Consider the following 19,841-nt stretch of genomic DNA (forward strand, 5'->3'; position numbering starts at 1 on the left):
CGGATTCGAACGGGCCGACGGGACACACCCCGTCGGCCCGTCGCATTGTCGGTGGCACCCGATAGCCTGCACAAACAGGCGATCGAGCGGGAGGGGGCGTGGTGCGCGTACTCGGGGTGGACCCCGGTCTCACGCGATGCGGTGTCGGTGTCGTCGAGGGAGTCGCCGGGCGGCCGCTGACGATGGTCGGCGTCGGTGTCGTACGGACGCCCGCGGACGCCGAGTTGGGCCACCGCCTCGTCGCGATCGAGCAGGGCATCGAGCAGTGGCTGGACGAGCACCGGCCCGAATTCGTCGCCGTGGAGCGGGTGTTCAGCCAGCACAACGTCCGTACGGTCATGGGCACCGCCCAGGCCAGTGCCGTCGCCATGCTGTGCGCCGCCCGCCGCGGCATCCCCGTCGCCCTGCACACGCCCAGCGAGGTCAAGGCCGCCGTCACCGGCAGCGGCCGCGCCGACAAGGCCCAGGTCGGCGCCATGGTGACCCGCCTGCTGCGGCTCGACGCGCCCCCGAAACCGGCCGACGCCGCCGACGCCCTCGCCCTCGCCATCTGCCACATCTGGCGGGCCCCCGCCCAGAACCGACTCCAGCAGGCCGTGGCCCTGCACGCCAAGAAAGCACCGGCCGCCCCCACGGCACGGGTCACCTCGAAAGGCCGTACGGCATGATCGCCTTCGTCAGCGGCACGGTCGCCGCGCTCGCCCCCGACACCGCCGTCGTCGAGGTCGGCGGCGTCGGCATGGCCGTGCAGTGCACGCCGAACACGCTGTCCACGCTCCGCCTCGGCAAGCCCGCCAAGCTCGCCACCTCCCTCGTCGTCCGCGAGGACTCGCTCACCCTCTACGGCTTCGTGGACGACGACGAACGCCAGGTCTTCGAGATGCTCCAGACCGCGAGCGGCGTCGGCCCCCGCCTCGCCCAGGCGATGCTCGCGGTCCACACCCCGGACGCCCTGCGCCGCGCGATCTCCACCGGCGACGAGAAGGCCCTCACCGCCGTCCCCGGCATCGGCAAGAAGGGCGCCCAGAAACTGCTGCTGGAGCTGAAGGACCGCCTCGGCGAACCGGTCGGGTCCCCCGCGATCGGCGCCCCGGTCACCCAGGGCTGGCGCGACCAGCTGCACGCGGCCCTCATCGGCCTGGGCTACGCGACCCGCGAGGCCGACGAGGCGGTGTCCGCCGTGGCGCCGCAGGCCGAGGCCGCCGGCGGCACGCCCCAGGTGGGCCAGCTGCTGAAGGCCGCCCTGCAGACCCTGAACCGCGCCCGCTAGGAGAACGTCAGTGAACTGGGACGACACGACCGGCACCGACGCCGCCGACGAACGGCTGGTGGCCTCCGTCGCCGACCGTGAGGACCAGGCCGTCGAGGCCGCCCTGCGCCCCAAGGACCTGGGCGAGTTCATCGGCCAGGAGAAGGTCCGCGAGCAGCTCGACCTCGTCCTGCGCGCCGCCCGCGCGCGGGGCGCCACCGCCGACCATGTGCTGCTCTCCGGCGCCCCCGGCCTAGGCAAGACCACCCTGTCGATGATCATCGCCGCCGAGATGGGCGCCCCGATCCGCATCACGTCCGGGCCCGCCATCCAGCACGCCGGCGACCTCGCCGCGATCCTCTCCTCCCTCCAGGAGGGCGAGGTCCTCTTCCTCGACGAGATCCACCGCATGTCCCGGCCCGCCGAGGAGATGCTGTACATGGCGATGGAGGACTTCCGCGTCGACGTCATCGTCGGCAAGGGCCCGGGCGCCACCGCGATCCCGCTCGAACTGCCCCCCTTCACCCTGGTCGGCGCCACCACGCGCGCGGGCCTGCTGCCACCCCCGCTGCGCGACCGCTTCGGTTTCACCGCGCACATGGAGTTCTACGAGCCCGCCGAGCTCCAGCGCGTCATCCACCGCTCGGCGAACCTCCTCGACGTCGAGATCGACACCGGCGGCGCCGCCGAGATCGCCGGCCGCTCCCGCGGCACGCCCCGCATCGCCAACCGCCTGCTGCGCCGCGTACGGGACTACGCGCAGGTCAAGGCCGACGGCATGATCACCCGCGAGATCGCCGCGGCCGCCCTCCAGGTCTACGAGGTCGACGCCCGCGGGCTCGACCGGCTCGACCGGGGCGTCCTCGAAGCCCTGCTGAAGCTGTTCGGCGGCGGCCCGGTCGGCCTGTCCACGCTCGCCGTCGCGGTGGGGGAGGAGCGCGAGACCGTGGAGGAGGTCGCCGAACCCTTCCTCGTCCGGGAGGGACTGCTCGCCCGCACCCCGCGCGGCCGGGTCGCCACCCCCGCCGCGTGGGCGCATCTCGGCCTCACCCCGCCGCGCTCGGCGGCCACAGGAAACGGACAACAGGACCTGTTCGGGACGTGACGCCTGACGCGGCGCCGGGCGTGATGGCTTTGTGACGGCGGGGCATTGGCCGGGCCAGGAACCCGGGTGCCATGCTGAGCGTTGTTCCATGCGCGCGGACTCGCTTAGACTCCGCCGATGCCGCCTTTGTCGGCGGCGCACAAACCCCCAACCATCAGGCCGCTCAGCATCGCGGTCGCGTGAAGGAAGTACCGACCCGTGAGTCTCGTGACCCTCCTCCCGTTCATCGTGCTCATCGGGGCCATGTTCCTGATGACCCGGTCGGCGAAGAAGAAGCAGCAGCAGGCAGCCGACATGCGGAACCAGATGCAGCCCGGCAGCGGCATCCGCACCATCGGGGGGATGTACGCCACGGTCAAGGAAGTGGGCGAGGACACCGTCCTCGTCGACGCCGGCCCCGGCGTCGAACTTCTCTTCGCGAAGAACGCGATCGGTGCCGTCCTCTCCGACGACGAGTACAACCGCATCGTGCACGGCATCGAGCACGACCTGAAGACCGACGTCGTCCCCGACGACGCCTCCTCCCTCACCGAGACCGACGAGTCCGCCGCCGACGCTGCCGCCGCCTCCGACGACAAGCCCGTCGACCTCGGCAAGAAGGACGAGCCCGCCGACGAGGCCGCCTCCGCCGATGAGGCCGAGACCTCCGAGGCCGCCGAGGCGAAGACGGACGACGCGCCGAAGAAGACCGACGGCGACTCCGACGCGAAGTAGTCGTACCCGAGGCGCGCGGGCCACACCCGCGCGCCCTCGGCAGTACGCAGCTCGCACGGGATCGACACCATGTCATGGCCGCCCGCCCGCAGACCCGGCGCGCAGCGGCCCGAGAGGGAGTACGAGAAGGTGGCAGCACCTAAGAAGGGCCGGAGCGCGAGCGCCCAGAGCAAGCCTGGGCGCTCGCTGGCCCTGATCCTGATCGCCATCGTGGCGCTCACCGGGGGAATGTTCCTCTCCGGGCACACCACCCCGCGCCTGGGCATCGACCTGGCCGGCGGTACGAGCATCACGCTCGAGGCGAAGGCCGACCAAGGCTCGGCGATCAACAAGGCCAACATGGACACCGCGGTCGACATCATGAACCGCCGTGTCAATGGTCTGGGCGTCTCCGAGGCGGAGGTGCAGACCCAGGGCGACAAGAACATCATCGTCAACATCCCCAAGGGCACCAACTCCAAGGAAGCCCGGGACCAGGTCGGCACCACCGCCAAGCTGTACTTCCGTCCCGTCCTGGCCCAGGACGCCACCGGCCCGGCCGCTCCGAGCGCCTCGCCGAGCCCGTCCGCCAGCGGTTCGTCCAGCGCCTCGCCGAGCCCCTCCGCGAGCAAGTCGGGCGCCTCGGGTGAGAAGGCCACCTCCTCCTCCCCGTCCGCCTCTGCCACCACGCAGGGCCGTGCCGTGACCGACGCCCTGAAGGCCGACGCGAGCCCGTCGGCCTCCGCGAGCGCCTCGTCCTCCCCGAGCCCCTCGGCCTCGTCGAGCAGCGACGCCGGCAACACCGCCGACGCCAAGCTCCAGGCCCAGTACGCGGCCCTCGACTGCTCCAAGAAGGCGGCCCGCACCAAGGCCGGCGAGGGCGCCAAGCCGGAGGACCCGACCGTGGGCTGCGGCGAGATGGGCGGCGTCTGGTACAAGTACCTGCTCGGCCCCGCCGCCGTCGCCGGCACCGAGGTCGACACGGCCAAGGCGGTCTACAACACGCAGACCGCCGCCGGCTGGCAGGTCACGATGGACTTCAACAAGTCCGGTGCCAAGAAGTTCGCCGACGTCACCGCCAAGCTGTCCCAGAACACCCAGCCGCTGAACGAGTTCGGCATCGTCCTCGACGGCGAGGTCGTCTCCAGCCCGACCGTCAACGAGACCATCTCCGGCGGCCAGGCCCAGATCTCCGGCAGCTTCACGCAGGAAGAGGCCCAGAGCCTCGCCAACATGCTGTCGTACGGCGCGCTCCCGCTCTCCTTCCAGGAGCAGAGCGTCACCACCGTGACCGCCGCACTCGGCACGGACCAGCTGCACGCCGGTCTGCTCGCCGGTGCGATCGGCCTCGGGCTGGTCGTCCTCTACCTGGTGTTCTACTACCGCGGTCTGTCCGTCGTCGCCATGGCGTCGCTGCTGGTCTCCGGCATCCTCACCTACGTGATCATGGCGCTGCTCGGCCCGGCCATCGGCTTCGCGCTGAACCTCCCGGCCGTCTGCGGTGCGATCGTCGCCATCGGTATCACCGCGGACTCGTTCATCGTGTACTTCGAACGCATCCGGGACGAGATCCGCGAGGGCCGCTCCCTGCGCCCCGCCGTCGAGCGGGCCTGGCCGCGTGCCCGGCGCACCATCCTGGTCTCCGACTTCGTGTCGTTCCTCGCCGCCGCGGTGCTCTTCATCGTCACCGTCGGCAAGGTCCAGGGCTTCGCGTTCACGCTGGGTCTGACCACCGTCCTCGACGTCGTCGTGGTGTTCTTCTTCACCAAGCCGCTGATGACGCTGCTGGCCCGCCGCAAGTTCTTCGCGAGCGGCAGCAAGTGGTCCGGCCTCGACCCGCAGAGCCTGGGTGCCAAGCCGCCGCTGCGCCGCACCCGCCGCCCCGCCGCCCCCGTTGAGACGAAGGAGGCGTGAGCATGTCGAAACTCGGCAACCTCGGCGCCCGACTGCACCGTGGCGAGATCAGCTACGACTTCATCGGTCACCGCAAGATCTGGTACGGCATCTCGATCCTGATCACCATCACGGCGATCGTGGGGCTCGCGGTCCGCGGCCTGAACATGGGCATCGACTTCCAGGGCGGCGCGGTCTTCACCACCGAGAAGACCTCCGTCTCCGTCTCCCAGGCCGAGACCTACGCGGAAGAGGCCTCGGGCCACACGGCCGTCGTGCAGAAGCTCGGCAACGGCACGCTGCGCATCCAGATCGCCGGCATGGACACCCAGCAGTCCGACGAGATCAAGGACAAGCTCGCCGCGGACTTCAAGGTCGACCCGGAGAAGATCGGCGCCGACCTCGTCGGCCCCAGCTGGGGTGACCAGATCGCCAACAAGGCCTGGCAGGGTCTGGCGATCTTCATGGTCCTCGTCGTGATCTATCTGGCGATCGCCTTCGAATGGCGCATGGCCATCGCGGCGCTCGTCGCCCTGATCCACGACATCACCATCACCGTCGGCATCTACGCCCTCGTCGGCTTCGAGGTCACGCCGGGCACGGTGATCGGTCTGCTGACGATCCTCGGTTACTCGCTCTACGACACGGTGGTCGTCTTCGACTCCCTCAAGGAGCAGACGAAGGACATCACCAAGCAGACCCGCTGGACCTACAGCGACATCGCCAACCGCTCCATCAACGGCACACTGGTCCGCTCCATCAACACCACGGTGGTCGCGCTGCTGCCCGTCGCGGGCCTGCTGTTCATCGGTGGCGGCTTCCTCGGCGCGGGCACGCTCAACGACATCTCGCTGTCGCTGTTCGTCGGCCTCGCGGCCGGTGCGTACTCCTCGATCTTCATCGCCACGCCGCTCGTCGCCGACCTCAAGGAGCGCGAGCCGCAGATGAAGGCCCTCAGGAAGCGGGTCCTGGCCAAGCGCGCCCAGGCCGCCGCCGAGGAAGAGCTGGCTGAGGCCCGCGGCACCGCCGCGGACGGTCCCGAGGACGCCACCCCGGCCGTCGTCGGACCGCGCGCCACCCGGCGCCGCCCCTCGGGGAAGCGGCGATGACCGACATCAGGGAGCTGCTGCTCAGCCGCATCCGTGATGTGGCCGACTACCCGGAGCCGGGCGTGATGTTCAAGGACATCACCCCGCTCCTGGCGGACCCGGCGGCGTTCACGGCGCTGACGGACGCGCTGGCGGAGATCGCGGAGCGCGCGGGCGCCACCAAGGTCGTCGGCCTGGAGGCCCGCGGCTTCATCCTGGGCGCCCCGGTCGCCGTCCGCGCGGGGCTCGGTTTCATCCCGGTGCGCAAGGCGGGCAAGCTCCCCGGGGCGACGCTGGGGCAGACGTACGACCTGGAGTACGGCTCGGCGGAGATCGAGGTCCACGCCGAGGACCTGTCCGCCGACGACCGCGTCCTGATCGTCGACGACGTCCTGGCGACGGGTGGCACGGCGGAAGCCGCGATCCAGCTGATCCGCAGGGCGGGAGCCCAGGTGTCCGGCCTCGCGGTCCTCATGGAGCTCGGCTTCCTGGCGGGCCGCCCGCGCCTGGAATCGGCGCTGGACGGCGCTCCGCTGGAAGCGCTGCTGGTGGTCTGAGACCGTATACAGCTCGAGACAGCTTGTTGAAACGGCCGTCCTGGTCAGAGCCGGGGCGGCCGTTTCGCGCTCTGCGGGGGCCCCTGGACCGGTCCCGGAATGCCGAAGGCAACCCCTCACGTTTCACCGGTAGACGGTCCTCACATCGGCCTGAAGGCGATCCTGAGCCGCAGGATCGCTACCATGGGGTTTCCGGAGCCTGACCGGGGGACCCGGATCGCGCACGAGGAGTCCTCTTGCCAGACGAGGCCCAGCCACTGACCGCCGCCAAGCCCGAGTCCGCCTCGGCCCCCGCGGCCACCCCCGCGCCGAGCGCGAACAACGCCGCGCAGGGCTCGGTCGAGCACGCCCAGTCCGCGCCCGTCGACAAGTCGGCCGAGGAGCCCCGCCCCAAGCCGGCCCCGCCCGAGCGCTCCGCGCCCGCGTCCACGCCCCCCGCGGTCCGCCCGCCCGCCGGCCAGCCCGCCCGCTCCGGCTCCTCCAACCGCGTCCGCGCCCGCCTCGCACGTCTCGGCGTCCAGCGCTCCAACCCGTACAACCCGGTCCTGGAGCCCCTGCTGCGGATAGTGCGCAGCAACGACCCGAAGATCGAGACCGCGACGCTCCGCCAGGTCGAGAAGGCCTACCAGGTCGCCGAGCGCTGGCACCGCGGCCAGAAGCGCAAGAGCGGCGACCCGTACATCACCCACCCCCTCGCGGTGACCACGATCCTCGCCGAGCTCGGCATGGACCCGGCCACCCTCATGGCGGGCCTCCTCCACGACACCGTCGAGGACACCGAGTACGGCCTCGACCAGCTCCGCCGCGACTTCGGCGACTCCGTCGCCCTGCTCGTCGACGGCGTCACCAAGCTCGACAAGGTCAAGTTCGGTGAGGCCGCCCAGGCCGAGACCGTGCGCAAGATGGTCGTCGCGATGGCCAAGGACCCCCGCGTCCTGGTCATCAAGCTCGCCGACCGCCTGCACAACATGCGCACGATGCGCTATCTCAAGCGCGAGAAGCAGGAGAAGAAGGCGCGCGAGACCCTCGAGATCTACGCGCCGCTCGCCCACCGCCTGGGCATGAACACCATCAAGTGGGAGCTGGAGGACCTCGCCTTCGCGATCCTCTACCCCAAGATGTACGACGAGATCGTGCGTCTGGTGGCCGAGCGGGCGCCGAAGCGCGACGAGTACCTCGCCATAGTGACCGACGAGGTGCAGCAGGACCTGCGCGCGGCCCGCATCAAGGCGACCGTCACCGGCCGCCCGAAGCACTACTACAGCGTCTACCAGAAGATGATCGTCCGCGGCCGTGACTTCGCGGAGATCTACGACCTGGTCGGCATCCGAGTCCTCGTGGACACGGTCCGGGACTGCTACGCGGCCCTGGGCACCGTCCACGCCCGCTGGAACCCGGTTCCGGGGCGGTTCAAGGACTACATCGCGATGCCCAAGTTCAACATGTACCAGTCGCTGCACACCACGGTCATCGGGCCCAACGGCAAGCCGGTCGAGCTCCAGATCCGCACCTTCGACATGCACCGCCGCGCCGAGTACGGCATCGCCGCGCACTGGAAGTACAAGCAGGAGGCCGTCGCCGGCGCCTCCAAGGTGCGCTCGGACCAGCCCCGGTCCACCGGCAAGGACGACCACCTCAACGACATGGCGTGGCTGCGCCAGTTGCTCGACTGGCAGAAGGAGACCGAGGACCCCGGCGAGTTCCTGGAGTCCCTGCGCTTCGACCTCTCGCGCAACGAGGTCTTCGTCTTCACGCCCAAGGGCGACGTGATAGCGCTGCCCGCCGGCGCCACGCCCGTGGACTTCTCGTACGCCGTCCACACCGAGGTCGGCCACCGGACGATAGGCGCACGGGTCAACGGTCGCCTCGTCCCGCTCGAGTCCACCCTGGACAACGGCGACCTGGTCGAGGTCTTCACCTCCAAGGCACCCGGCGCGGGCCCCTCCCGTGACTGGCTCGGCTTCGTCAAGTCGCCGCGGGCCCGCAACAAGATCCGTGCCTGGTTCTCCAAGGAGCGCCGCGACGAGGCGATCGAGCAGGGCAAGGACGCCATCGTCCGCGCGATGCGCAAGCAGAACCTGCCGATCCAGCGCATCCTCACCGGCGACTCCCTCGTCACACTCGCGCACGAGATGCGCTACCCCGACATCTCCGCGCTGTACGCGGCGATCGGCGAGGGCCATGTCTCCGCGCAGAACGTCGTCCAGAAGCTCGTCTCCGCGCTCGGCGGCGAGGAGGCGGCCACCGAGGAGATCGACGAGTCGGTCCCGCCGACCCGCACCCGCGGCCGCAAGCGCCGCTCCAGCGCCGACCCGGGCGTCGTCGTCAAGGGCGTCGATGACGTGTGGGTCAAGCTCGCCCGCTGCTGCACCCCGGTACCCGGCGACCCCATCATCGGTTTCGTCACGCGCGGTAGCGGAGTATCGGTTCACCGCAGCGACTGCGTCAACGTGGAGTCACTGTCCCGCGAACCCGAGCGCATCCTCGACGTCGAGTGGGCGCCCACCCAGTCCTCGGTCTTCCTGGTCGCCATCCAGGTCGAGGCCCTGGACCGCTCCCGGCTCCTGTCCGATGTCACCCGCGTCCTGTCCGACCAGCACGTCAACATCCTCTCCGCGGCCGTCCAGACCTCCCGCGACCGCGTCGCCACCTCCCGCTTCACCTTCGAGATGGGCGACCCCAAGCACCTCGGGCACGTCCTGAAGGCGGTCAGGGGAGTGGAGGGCGTCTACGACGTGTACCGCGTGACGTCGGCGCGCAGCCGCTCGTAGCCGGCACTGACGACGAGACAGCACAGACGACGAGAAGGGCCCCGTACGCGAGGTACGGGGCCCTTCTCGTCGTATCAGCTCATCCGGCTGTCAGCCGCCGAACTCCTGCAGACCCTTCAGGGCCTGGTCCAGGAGCGCCTGGCGGCCTTCCAGCTCGCGCTCCAGCTTGTCGGCGCGCGCGTTGTTGCCCTGCGCGCGCGCCTGCTCGATCTGGCCCTTGAGCTTGTCCACGGCGGCCTGGAGCTGGCCCGTCAGACCCGCGGCACGCGCGCGTGCCTCCGGGTTGGTGCGGCGCCACTCGGCCTCCTCGGCCTCCTGGATGGCCCGCTCGACCGCGTGCATTCGGCCCTCGACCTTCGGCCGGGCGTCGCGCGGGACGTGGCCGATGGCCTCCCAGCGCTCGTTGATCGAGCGGAACGCGGCGCGCGCCGCCTTGAGGTCGGTGACCGGGAGGATCTTCTCGGCCTCCTCGGCCAGCTCCTCCTTGAGCTTCAGGTTCTCCGACTGCTCGGCGTCGCGCTCGGCGAAGACCGAGCTGCGGGCGGCGAAGAAGACGTCCTGGGCGCCGCGGAAGCGGTTCCACAGGTCGTCCTCGTGCTCGCGCTGGGCACGGCCCGCGGCCTTCCACTCCGCCATCAGCTCGCGGTAGCGGGCGGCCGTCGGACCCCAGTCGGTGGAGTTGGACAGCGCCTCGGCCTCGGAGACCAGCCGCTCCTTGGTCTTGCGGGCCTCCTCGCGCTGCGCGTCCAGCGACGCGAAGTGCGCCTTGCGACGCTTGGAGAACGCCGACCGGGCGTGCGAGAAGCGGTGCCACAGTTCGTCGTCGGACTTGCGGTCCAGACGCGGCAGACCCTTCCAGGTGTCCACCAGGGCCCGCAGCCGCTCACCGGCCGCCCGCCACTGGTCGGACTGGGCCAGCTCCTCCGCCTCGACGACCAGCGCCTCCTTGGCGTGCCGCGCCTCGTCGGACTGCTTCGCGCGCTGCTGCTTGCGCTCCTCGCGGCGCTTGTCGACGGTCTCCACGAGCTTGTCCAGCCGAGTCCGCAGCGCGTCCAGGTCGCCGACCGCGTGGTGGGCGTCGACCTGCTCGCGGATGTGGTCGATGGCGACCTGCGCGTCCTTCGCCGACAGATCGGTGGTCTTCACTCGCTTCTCGAGGAGGCCGATCTCGACAACCAGGCCCTCGTACTTGCGCTCGAAATAGGCCAGCGCCTCCTCAGGGGAGCCCGCCTGCCAGGAACCGACGACCTGCTCGCCGTCGGCCGTACGCACGTACACGGTCCCCGTCTCGTCGACGCGGCCCCACGGGTCGCTGCTCACAGCGCCTCCTCCACATGATGCCTGCGAGGGGCTTGTGCTCCCCCGGGCATCGTCCACAGTTTCGTCACGGCCAACATAGGCGACCGGCGGGTTGCCTGTCCGCATCCCGCGCGACCGAAATTTCGCAGTTGGCGGTCAGGATTTGGTGACAGTCGCCTTGTTGATCACGACCGTCGCGTTCGGAGCGCCGTCGCCCTGGCCGGTGTTCTCACCTGCGGCGGCGATCTTCTTCAGGACGGTCATGCCGGATTCGGACACGGTACCGAACGGTGTGTAGTTGGCCGGCAGTGGACTGTCCTGGTACACGAGGAAGAACTGGCTGCCGCCGCTGTTCTTGCCCTCGCCCGTCTGGGCGTTGTACTGGTTCGCCATGGCGACCGTGCCGGCCGGGTAGGTCTGGCCCTTGAGCGACTTGTCCTTCAGGTTCTCGTCCGGGATCGTGTAGCCCGGTCCGCCGGTGCCGGCGGCCGTCGGGTCGCCGCACTGGAGCACGTAGATGCCGTTGGTGGTGAGCCGGTGGCACTTGGTGTGGTCGAAGTAGCCCTTCGACGCCAGGAAATTGAACGAGTTGACGGTGTGCGGGGCCGCGGACGCCTTGAGCGCTATGTCGATGTCGCCGCAGGTCGTCGCCAGCTTCATCGTGTACTTGGCCGACTTGTCGATCGTCATGGCCGGCTCCTTCTTCCAGGTCGCCGTCTTGACCTTGCCCTCGGCGGGCTTCTTGCACGGGTCGGAGACCGCGCTGGGGGTCGGGTCCGCCGACGCGCTCGCGTTGGCCTTGTCGTCGCCGTCGTCCTTGAGGACCCCGGTCGTGTAGAGCGCCAGGCTGCCCACCAGGATCACGCCGAGCACCGACGCGATCACGGAGTTGCGCATGCGGGCCTTGCGCCGCGCGGCGGTACGCCGCTGCTGCTGCCGCAGAAACTTCTCCCGGGCGAGCTGCCGCTTCCGCTGTTCCTGGGTGACCACCGGGTTCTCTCCTCATGCGTCTCGTACGTCGACTGGGACGCGTGCGTCTTGTGAGCCGACCGCCTGCGTGTGCCCCGTACCGTATATGGGTTCGCTGAGGAAACGGCAGCGCCGGTAGGCTCTGACCACAGGCGCAGCTGTTTTTTAAGCCCGCCCTCAGTCCGTAGAGTCCGCACTTATCGACACAACGAAGGACGATCGTGCTCATTGCCGGGTTCCCCGCCGGGGCCTGGGGGACGAACTGTTTTCTCGTCGCCCCCGCCGCCGGTGAGGAGTGCGTGATCATCGACCCGGGCCACCAGGCCGCCCAGGGAGTCGAGGAGACGCTGAAGAAGCATCGGCTCAAGCCCGTCGCGGTCGTCCTCACCCACGGCCACATCGACCATGTGGCCTCGGTCGTCCCGGTCTGCGGCGCGCACGACGTGCCGGCGTGGATCCACCCTGAGGACCGGTTCATGATGAGCGACCCCGAGAAGGCGCTCGGCCGCACCATCGGGATGCCGCTCCTGGGCGAGCTGACCGTGGGGGAGCCCGACGACGTCAAGGAGCTGACGGACGGGGCGAAGCTGGAGCTGGCGGGCCTCGAGCTCACCGTCTCGCACGCGCCGGGCCATACCAAGGGGTCGGTGACCTTCGGCCTGCCCGAGGCGGCGGACATCCCGCCGATCCTCTTCTCGGGCGACCTGCTGTTCGCCGGCTCCATCGGACGCACCGATTTCCCCGGTGGCTCCATGGACGAGATGCTCGAGTCCCTGGCCCGCGTGGTCCTGCCGCTCGACGACTCGACCGTGGTGCTGCCCGGCCACAACGAGCAGACGACCATCGGCCGTGAGCGTGCCACCAACCCGTATCTGCGGCAGGTGGCAGCCGGCCTGGGAGCGGATGTCGACGCTCCCCGACGAGGAATGTGACGAGACTTTCCGTGAGCACCTTCAAGGCCCCCAAGGGCACGTACGACCTGATCCCGCCGGAGAGCGCCAAGTTCCTGGCGGTCCGCGAGGCCATCGCCGCCCCGCTGCGCAACTCCGGCTACGGCTACATCGAGACGCCCGGCTTCGAGAACGTGGAGCTCTTCGCGCGCGGTGTCGGCGAGTCCACCGACATCGTGACCAAGGAGATGTACGCCTTCGAGACCAAGGGCGGGGACCGGCTCGCCCTGCGCCCCGAGGGAACGGCCTCTGTCCTGCGCGCCGCCCTTGAGGCCAACCTGCACAAGGCGGGCAACCTCCCCGTCAAGCTCTGGTACTCGGGCTCGTACTACCGCTACGAGCGCCCGCAGAAGGGCCGTTACCGGCACTTCTCCCAGGTGGGCGCCGAGGCGATCGGTGCCGAGGACGCGGCGCTGGACGCCGAGCTGATCATCCTGGCCGACCAGGCGTACCGCTCCCTGGGGCTGCGTAATTTCCGCATCCTCCTCAACAGCCTGGGCGACAAGGAGTGCCGGCCGGTGTACCGGGAGGCGCTGCAGACCTTCCTGCGCGGCCTCGACCTCGACGAGGAGACGCTGCGCCGGGCCGACATCAACCCGCTGCGCGTCCTCGACGACAAGCGTCCGGACGTGCAGAAGCAGCTCGGCGACGCCCCGCTGCTGCGCGACTACCTCTGCGACGCCTGCAAGGCGTACCACGAGGAGGTCCGCGAGCTGATCACGGCCGCCGGTGTCGCCTTCGAGGACGACCCGAAGCTGGTCCGCGGCCTGGACTACTACACGCGGACGACCTTCGAGTTCGTCCACGACGGTCTGGGCTCGCAGTCCGCGGTGGGCGGCGGCGGGCGCTACGACGGCCTGTCGGAGATGATCGGCGGACCCGCGCTCCCGTCCGTGGGCTGGGCCCTCGGCGTCGATCGCACGGTCCTCGCCCTGGAGGCGGAGGGCGTCGAGCTCGAACTCCCCTCCACGACCAGCGTGTTCGCGGTGCCGCTCGGCGAGGATGCCCGCCGGGTGCTCTTCGCCAAGGTGACCGAGCTGCGCAAGGTGGGCATCGCGGCGGACTTCTCGTACGGCGCGAAGGGTCTCAAGGGCGCGATGAAGAACGCCAACCGCAGCGGCGCCCGCTACACGGTCGTCGCCGGTGAGCGCGATCTCGCCGAGGGCGTCGTCCAGCTCAAGGACATGGAGTCCGGCGAGCAGACGGCGATCGGCGTGAACGAGATCGTGGCGGAGCTGGAGTCCCGACTGGGCTGAGCGAGACGCGAGGGCGCCGGGGAGACCCGGCGCCCTTTTCCATGGGGCCAGCGACCCGCCTCTCAGGGGTCCAGCAACCCTTGCCGCATCGCGCTCGTCACGGCGGCCGTCCGGTCGTCGACGCCCAGCTTGCCGAAGACGCGCAGCAGATGCGTCTTCACGGTCGACTCCCCTATGAACAGTCGGCGCCCGATCTCCGCGTTCGTGCAGCCCTCCGCCACCAGGCGCAGCACCGCCGTCTCGCGCTCCGACAGGCGGGGGCGTTCCGGCTTGGTGCGGAGTCGGTCGACCAGGCGGGCCGCCACCGACGGGGCCAGTACCGTCTCGCCCCGCGCCGCGGCTCGTACCGCCTCCGCCAGTTCTCCGCGCGGCAGGTCCTTGAGCAGATAGCCCGCCGCCCCCGCCTCGACGGCCCGCAGGATGTCCCGGTCCGTCTCGTACGTCGTCAGGACGAGCACCCGGCAGGGCAGTCCGGCTGCCGTCATCCGCTCGATCGAGTCCACGCCACCGCCGCCCGGCATCCGCAGGTCCATCAGCACGACGTCCGGGCGGAGCTCCGCCGCCAGCGCCTCGGCCTGCGGACCGCTGGCCGCCTCGGCGACCACGGCCAGGTCCGGTTCGGCGCTCAGCATCGCCCGCAGGCCCTCCCGTACGACGGGATGGTCGTCGGCCAGGATGATCCGGATCATGAAGTGCTCCCAAGGACCGGCAGCCGGACGGTCACCGTGGTGCCCGCGCCCGGCGCGCTGCGTATCTCGGTCGTGCCGCCCACCTCGGCGGCCCGCGCACGCAGCCCCACCAGACCGTAGCCGTAGCTCACGGACGCCGGATCGAAGCCGTCGCCGTCGTCCTGAACGGATATGGTGAGCGACTCCTCGGCGTACGTCACCACGATGTCCGCCGCCGCCGAACTCCCGGCGTGCTTGCGGGCGTTGGACAGGGCCTCCTGGCAGGCGCGCAGGGCCACGACCTCGGGGCCGGCCGGCAGCGCACGCACGGGACCGGTCACCTCCAGGGCGGCGTCATGGCGGGCGGCCAGCCTGCGCAGCGCGTCCGGCAATGAGGCGCCGTCCAGGTCGGCGGGGGCGCCGCCGGCGACCAGCGCCCGCGCCTCGGCGAGGTTCTGCCGGGCCGTCTCGTCCATCAGGGACAGATGACGGCGGGCCTGCGCGACATCGGTCTCCAGCTCGGCCTCCACCGCCTGGGTCAGCATCAGCAGGCTCGTGAAGCCCTGGGCGAGGGTGTCGTGGATCTCCCGTGCCATCCGTTCCCGCTCCGCCAGTGCCCCGTGCGCCGCCGACAGCCGCGACACCTCGTGCCGGCTCGCGTCCAGCTCCGCGATCAGTTCGGCCCGCTCCTGGCTCTGCTCGATGATCCGGATGATCCAGCTGCCGATGGCGACGGAGAAGACGAAGGTGACCACCGAGAACACCGAGTTGTAGAACACCGCCTCCTCCCCGGGCCGCCACAGCAGCGCCCAGCCGAGCACCGGCGCCAGGTTGATCACGGCCACCGCCACGAGCGCCCACCGCAGCCGCAGCGTCATGAAGCACTGGGGGACCAGGGCGAAGGCGATGAGCTGCGTCTCACTGGCCAGCACCGCCGACGGCAGGAACAGCGCCAGTGCCGCCGCCAGATAGCCGAGCGCCCGCCGTTCGTCCGGCGGGTTGCCGCACAGAACGGGGCGGCCGACCAGGACGTACAGCGGGATCAGGGGCACGAGCAGCGCCGCGGCCGTGAGCCGGACCGGCCACCCCGGGGAGCGCGCGACGAGCGCGAACACCAGGGTGGCCGACCAGATGAGCGCGAAGTACGTGTCCCAGAGCCGGAACGACCGGTCCCAGGTGTACGCGCCGGTGAGCCCCGCGGGGATCCTCATCCGTCGCGCCGGTTCTTCCAGCGGAAGGTCAGCAGACACAGCGCCAATCCTCCGACGCACCAGGCGCCCAGGACCAGGGCGATACGCCCGAACTCCCAGTCGCCCGCCTGTTCCAGGACCCGGGCGGAGTCCGGCAGGAACACCCCGCGCAGCCCCTGGCACATCCACTTCAGCGGGAACAGGGCGCCGATGTTCAGCATCCAGCCCGGAATGGTGTCGATCGCGATGTACACCCCGGAGATGAACTGCAGGACCAGGAAGGGCAGGACGACGACCGAGGTGGCGCTCTTGCCCGACTTCGGGACCGAGCTGATCGCGATGCCGAGCAGCGCGCACGCCGTCAGACCGAGGACGAAGATCCAGGCGAAGCGGAACCAGTGGGCCGCGTCCGAGGGCAGGTCGACGTCGTACAGCGTGGTGCCGACGAGGAGCAGGATCGCCGTCTCCATCAGGCCGGTGACCAGAACCAGCCAGATCTTGCCGAGGAAGTACGAGGCGGGGGGCATCGGTGTGCCGCGCAGCCGGCGCAGGACCTTCTCGTCGCGCTCGATGGCGATCGAGATGCCGAGGGACTGGAAGCTGGTCGACATGATGCCCGCGGCCATCATCGCCGGGACGTAGAGCTGCGAGGCGGTGATGCCGGCGCCCTCCACGTCGTCCTTGAAGATCGACGCGAACAGGAACAGGAAGACCACCGGGAAGGCGAAGGTGAACACCACCTGGTCGCGCTGGCGGAAGAACTGCTTGAGTTCGAGGGCGCCCCTTTGGACGCCGATGCCGAAGGCGCCGGGCAGCCGCTCGGCGACCGCGTCCGCGCGGGTCCGTACGACAGTCGTGGTCATCGCGCGTCCTCCTGGCCGATCAGCCGGAGGTAGACGTCCTCCAGCGTGGGGCGGCTCACCCGCAGCCCCGGGATCTCGCCGTCGAAGCGCCGTATGAGCGCGGCGACGGCGCGGGTCGGGGTGTCCGTGCGCTCGCTGCACGGGGTGCCGTCCGGCTCGGTCCACTCGACGGTGGCCTCGGTGCCGTACCGCTCCCGCAGGGCGGCCGGGGGGCCCTCGGCGACGATCCGGCCCGCGGTCACCACGGCCAGCCGGTCGGCCAGGGCCTCGGCCTCCTGCAGGTAGTGCGTGGTGAGGAGGATCGTCGTGCCCTCCTCGGCGAGGGTGCGGATCAGGTCCCAGAACTGGCGGCGGGCCGCCGGGTCGAAGCCGGTCGTCGGCTCGTCCAGGAGCAGGAGTTCGGGGCCGCCGATCACACCCAGGGCCACGTCGAGACGGCGGCGCTGGCCGCCCGACAGGGCCTTGATGCGGCTGCCCGCCTTCGCCTCCAGACCCACCAGGCCGATGACCTCCTCCGGGTCGCGTGGCCGCGGGTAGTAGCGGGCGAAATGACGGACGGTCTCGCGGACCGTCAACTCGGCGGGCGCCGATTCGTCCTGCCAGACGATTCCCACCCGGGACCCCCACGCGCGCGTGCCGTTCGCGGGGTCCGTGCCGAGCACGGACACCTCGCCCGCGTCCCGGCCGCGATGGCCCTGGAGGATCTCCACCGTCGTGCTCTTGCCCGCGCCATTGGGCCCCAGCAGGCCGAACACCTCGCCCCTGGCGATACCGAGATCGATGCCGTCGACCGCGGTCACGTCGCCGTACCGCTTGCGCAGCCCCCGTACGTCGACCGCGAGTTCGTTCGCGTGTGCTGTCATGTTTTCGAGGCTCGGCCGGAACCGAACGTTCAGGGACGACCGTGCGTACTTCCTTATGTCCACCGAACGGTGGACAAGGGCTCGTGTACGGCACAATGGCCCCTGCCCGAAGAAGGTCCAACTCTCAAGCAGACGGAATCGGCGTGATGAGCAAGACCACAGTCAAGAGCGTCTCCACCGTGCCAGAGCCCGACCGCGCGGCCGACGGGCCACGGTCGCTGGGAGGCAGCCGCGCCCTCGCCGTGCTGCTGGTCCTCACCGGCGCGGCCGGTCTGCTCGCCGCGTGGGTCATCACGATCGACAAGTTCAAGCTGCTCGAGGCCAAGGTCGCGGGCAAGACCTTCACCCCCGGGTGCAGCCTGAACCCTGTCGTCTCCTGCGGCAGCGTCATGGAGTCCAAGCAGGCCGCCGCTTTCGGCTTCCCCAACCCGATGCTCGGCCTCGTCGCCTACGGCATCGTCATCTGCGTCGGCGTCAGCCTGCTCGCCGGGGCCCGCTTCCCGCGCTGGTACTGGCTGACCTTCAACGCCGGCACGCTCTTCGGCGTCTCGTTCTGCGCCTGGCTCATGTTCCAGTCGCTGTACCGCATCAACGCCCTGTGCCTGTGGTGCTGCCTGGCCTGGGTCGCGACGATCATCATGTTCTGGTACGTGACCTCGTTCAACGTGCGCAACGGCTTCCTCCCCGCGCCGGGCTGGCTGAAGAGCTTCTTCGGCGAGTTCACCTGGGTCCTGCCGGTCCTGCACATCGGCATCATCGGCATGCTGATCCTGACCCGCTGGTGGGACTTCTGGACCAGCTGACCAGGGCTTTTCCGGGGCCGGGCGGGATTGTCAGTGCGGTGATTTAGGGTTTTGGACGTGGAGCCCGATCTGTTCACCGCCGCCGCCGAAGAACGCCAGGAGAAGGACCCCGCCGGGAGCCCCCTGGCCGTGCGGATGCGCCCGCGCACCCTCGACGAGGTGGTGGGCCAGCAGCATCTGCTGAAGCCCGGCTCCCCCCTGCGCCGCCTGGTCGGCGAAGGCGCGGGCGGACCGGCCGGGCCGTCCTCGGTCATCCTGTGGGGCCCGCCCGGCACCGGCAAGACGACCCTCGCCTACGTCGTCTCCAAGGCCACCAACAAGCGCTTCGTCGAACTGTCGGCGATCACCGCGGGCGTCAAGGAGGTCCGCGCGGTCATCGACGGCGCCCGCCGCGCCACCGGGGGATACGGCAAGGAGACCGTCCTCTTCCTCGACGAGATCCACCGCTTCAGCAAGGCCCAACAGGACTCCCTGCTCCCTGCCGTGGAGAACCGCTGGGTCACGCTGATCGCGGCGACCACCGAGAACCCGTACTTCTCGGTGATCTCCCCGCTGCTCTCCCGCTCCCTCCTGCTCACCCTCGAACCCCTCACCGACGACGACGTGCGCGGGCTCCTGAAGCGGGCGCTGAGCGACGAGCGGGGCCTGAAGGACGCCGTCGGGCTCCCCGGGGACACCGAGGACCATCTGCTGCGGATCGCCGGCGGCGACGCCCGCCGCGCGCTCACCGCCCTGGAGGCGGCCGCCGGGGCCGCGCTCGACAAGGGCGAGGCAGAGATCTCCCTCCAGACGCTGGAGGAGACCGTCGACCGCGCCGCCGTGAAGTACGACCGCGACGGCGACCAGCACTACGACGTCGCCAGCGCCCTCATCAAGTCCATCAGGGGCTCGGATGTCGACGCGGCGCTGCACTACCTCGCCCGCATGATCGAGGCCGGCGAGGACCCCCGCTTCATCGCCCGGCGCCTGATGATCTCCGCGAGCGAGGACATCGGCCTGGCCGACCCCAACGCGCTGCCCATCGCCGTCGCCGCAGCCCAGGCCGTCGCCATGATCGGCTTCCCCGAGGCCGCCCTCACCCTCAGCCACGCCACCATCGCCCTCGCCCTGGCCCCCAAGTCGAACTCCGCGACGACGGCGATCGGCGCCGCCATGGACGACGTACGCAAGGGACTGGCCGGCTCCGTGCCGCCCCATCTGCGCGACGGGCACTACAAGGGCGCCGCCAAGCTGGGCCACGCCCAGGGGTACGTGTATCCGCACGACCTGCCCGAGGGCATCGCCGAGCAGCAGTACGCCCCGGACGCCCTCAAGGACCGCGAGTACTACACCCCGACCCGGCACGGCGCGGAGGCGCGGTACGCGGACGCCGTCGAGTGGACCCGCACGCACCTCGGTCGCAAGCGGTCCTGAGCAGCCTGTAGAATCCCTCGAAGTGCTGTGTCCCGTGCTGTCAGAACGGGACGGTCAGCCGGAACCCCCAGTGGGTTCCAGGAGCGTCGCGCACCGTTCGAATGGTGTCGCGGGCCGCCCACCACCACTCACCGCAGGGTGAGACCGGTCGGTGGGCCACTCGCGTGCTGCACGTATGTGCCCAGACCAGGGGAGCGGCTGCCCACCAGGC

General features: G+C 70.3%; 18 protein-coding genes. 12 read left to right on the forward strand and 6 right to left on the reverse strand.

Annotated features, from left to right (window positions below; genetic code table 11):
• Positions 1–101: 101 nt before the first annotated feature.
• From ruvC to ACFUO4_RS37485, 8 genes are all read left to right on the forward strand, one after another.
• Complete coding sequence (gene ruvC / locus ACFUO4_RS37450; RefSeq protein WP_079311314.1) at positions 102–668, forward strand: crossover junction endodeoxyribonuclease RuvC; 567 nt, start codon at positions 102–104, stop codon at positions 666–668.
• Entirely contained in the window at positions 665–1,270 is a 606-nt protein-coding gene (gene ruvA / locus ACFUO4_RS37455) for a Holliday junction branch migration protein RuvA (RefSeq protein ID WP_383493340.1), read from the forward strand. Before ruvC ends, ruvA begins: the two co-directional genes overlap by 4 nt.
• A 10-nt stretch (positions 1,271–1,280) precedes the next feature.
• Positions 1,281–2,354, forward strand: coding sequence for a Holliday junction branch migration DNA helicase RuvB (gene ruvB, locus ACFUO4_RS37460; protein ID WP_383493343.1), 1,074 nt, complete (start codon positions 1,281–1,283; stop codon positions 2,352–2,354).
• Positions 2,355–2,552: 198 nt separating this feature from the next.
• Positions 2,553–3,068 (forward strand): preprotein translocase subunit YajC, encoded by a 516-nt coding sequence (gene yajC / locus ACFUO4_RS37465; protein WP_079311308.1) that lies wholly within the window; start codon positions 2,553–2,555, stop codon positions 3,066–3,068.
• Between the two features lie 129 nt (positions 3,069–3,197).
• Positions 3,198–4,961, forward strand: a complete 1,764-nt coding sequence (gene secD / locus ACFUO4_RS37470; protein WP_383493434.1) for a protein translocase subunit SecD — start codon at positions 3,198–3,200, stop codon at positions 4,959–4,961.
• A gap of 2 nt (positions 4,962–4,963) precedes the next feature.
• Positions 4,964–6,049, forward strand: a complete 1,086-nt coding sequence (gene secF / locus ACFUO4_RS37475; protein WP_383493346.1) for a protein translocase subunit SecF — start codon at positions 4,964–4,966, stop codon at positions 6,047–6,049.
• Positions 6,046–6,585 (forward strand): adenine phosphoribosyltransferase, encoded by a 540-nt coding sequence (locus ACFUO4_RS37480; RefSeq protein ID WP_383493349.1) that lies wholly within the window; start codon positions 6,046–6,048, stop codon positions 6,583–6,585. Before secF ends, ACFUO4_RS37480 begins: the two co-directional genes overlap by 4 nt.
• A 236-nt stretch (positions 6,586–6,821) precedes the next feature.
• Positions 6,822–9,356: a RelA/SpoT family protein gene (locus ACFUO4_RS37485; RefSeq protein ID WP_383493352.1), complete on the forward strand. Its 2,535-nt coding sequence runs from the start codon at positions 6,822–6,824 to the stop codon at positions 9,354–9,356.
• A 90-nt stretch (positions 9,357–9,446) separates the two neighbouring features.
• Here ACFUO4_RS37485 and ACFUO4_RS37490 read toward each other — a convergent pair whose 3' ends face one another.
• Both ACFUO4_RS37490 and ACFUO4_RS37495 read right to left on the reverse strand, forming a co-directional pair.
• Positions 9,447–10,676: a DUF349 domain-containing protein gene (locus ACFUO4_RS37490; protein WP_383493356.1), complete on the reverse strand. Its 1,230-nt coding sequence runs from the start codon at positions 10,674–10,676 to the stop codon at positions 9,447–9,449.
• A 135-nt stretch (positions 10,677–10,811) separates the two neighbouring features.
• Positions 10,812–11,645 carry a peptidylprolyl isomerase gene (locus ACFUO4_RS37495; protein WP_383493359.1) on the reverse strand — a complete coding sequence of 278 codons (834 nt, stop codon included), beginning with the start codon at positions 11,643–11,645 and terminating at the stop codon, positions 10,812–10,814.
• Between the two features lie 200 nt (positions 11,646–11,845).
• Here ACFUO4_RS37495 and ACFUO4_RS37500 point away from each other — a divergent pair, with 200 nt between their 5' ends.
• Positions 11,846–12,556 carry an MBL fold metallo-hydrolase gene (locus tag ACFUO4_RS37500; protein ID WP_079311915.1) on the forward strand — a complete coding sequence of 237 codons (711 nt, stop codon included), beginning with the start codon at positions 11,846–11,848 and terminating at the stop codon, positions 12,554–12,556.
• An 11-nt stretch (positions 12,557–12,567) separates the two neighbouring features.
• A complete protein-coding gene (hisS, locus tag ACFUO4_RS37505) occupies positions 12,568–13,830 on the forward strand; it encodes a histidine--tRNA ligase (protein WP_383493363.1) in 1,263 nt (420 codons plus the stop codon).
• A gap of 62 nt (positions 13,831–13,892) precedes the next feature.
• On the opposite strand, the gene ACFUO4_RS37510 is transcribed toward hisS, so the two are convergent.
• The 4 genes from ACFUO4_RS37510 to ACFUO4_RS37525 are packed head-to-tail and all read right to left on the reverse strand — an operon-like array spanning position 13,893 to position 17,414.
• Positions 13,893–14,519 (reverse strand): response regulator, encoded by a 627-nt coding sequence (locus ACFUO4_RS37510; RefSeq protein ID WP_383493366.1) that lies wholly within the window; start codon positions 14,517–14,519, stop codon positions 13,893–13,895.
• Entirely contained in the window at positions 14,516–15,709 is a 1,194-nt protein-coding gene (locus tag ACFUO4_RS37515) for a sensor histidine kinase (protein ID WP_383493369.1), read from the reverse strand. The genes ACFUO4_RS37510 and ACFUO4_RS37515 overlap by 4 nt, the downstream gene beginning before the upstream one ends.
• Positions 15,706–16,551, reverse strand: a complete 846-nt coding sequence (locus ACFUO4_RS37520; RefSeq protein WP_079311912.1) for an ABC transporter permease — start codon at positions 16,549–16,551, stop codon at positions 15,706–15,708. Before ACFUO4_RS37520 ends, ACFUO4_RS37515 begins: the two co-directional genes overlap by 4 nt.
• Entirely contained in the window at positions 16,548–17,414 is an 867-nt protein-coding gene (locus ACFUO4_RS37525) for an ABC transporter ATP-binding protein (RefSeq protein ID WP_383493372.1), read from the reverse strand. Before ACFUO4_RS37525 ends, ACFUO4_RS37520 begins: the two co-directional genes overlap by 4 nt.
• A gap of 146 nt (positions 17,415–17,560) precedes the next feature.
• On the opposite strand from ACFUO4_RS37525, the gene ACFUO4_RS37530 reads away from it, so the two are divergent.
• Positions 17,561–18,217 (forward strand): vitamin K epoxide reductase family protein, encoded by a 657-nt coding sequence (locus ACFUO4_RS37530; protein WP_079311910.1) that lies wholly within the window; start codon positions 17,561–17,563, stop codon positions 18,215–18,217.
• 57 nt (positions 18,218–18,274) lie between these two features.
• The gene (locus ACFUO4_RS37535; protein ID WP_383493376.1) at positions 18,275–19,630 is read left to right on the forward strand and encodes a replication-associated recombination protein A; all 1,356 of its coding nucleotides are present in this window, start codon (positions 18,275–18,277) and stop codon (positions 19,628–19,630) included.
• The last annotated feature ends 211 nt before the right edge of the window (positions 19,631–19,841 follow it).

It is taken from the genome of Streptomyces sp. NPDC057280, assembly GCF_042668605.1.
Lineage (GTDB): Bacteria > Actinomycetota > Actinomycetes > Streptomycetales > Streptomycetaceae > Streptomyces.

Bases quoted from the DNA above. Each gene is read 5' to 3' on its own strand.
- secF (WP_383493346.1), top strand. From the start codon at position 4,964: ATGTCGAAACTCGGCAACCTCGGCGCCCGACTGCACCGTGGCGAGATC.
- ACFUO4_RS37525 (WP_383493372.1), bottom strand. From the start codon at position 17,414: ATGACAGCACACGCGAACGAACTCGCGGTCGACGTACGGGGGCTGCGC.
- ACFUO4_RS37515 (WP_383493369.1), bottom strand. From the start codon at position 15,709: ATGAGGATCCCCGCGGGGCTCACCGGCGCGTACACCTGGGACCGGTCG.
- ACFUO4_RS37520 (WP_079311912.1), bottom strand. From the start codon at position 16,551: ATGACCACGACTGTCGTACGGACCCGCGCGGACGCGGTCGCCGAGCGG.
- ACFUO4_RS37480 (WP_383493349.1), top strand. From the start codon at position 6,046: ATGACCGACATCAGGGAGCTGCTGCTCAGCCGCATCCGTGATGTGGCC.
- ACFUO4_RS37530 (WP_079311910.1), top strand. From the start codon at position 17,561: ATGAGCAAGACCACAGTCAAGAGCGTCTCCACCGTGCCAGAGCCCGAC.
- ruvA (WP_383493340.1), top strand. From the start codon at position 665: ATGATCGCCTTCGTCAGCGGCACGGTCGCCGCGCTCGCCCCCGACACC.
- ACFUO4_RS37510 (WP_383493366.1), bottom strand. From the start codon at position 14,519: ATGATCCGGATCATCCTGGCCGACGACCATCCCGTCGTACGGGAGGGC.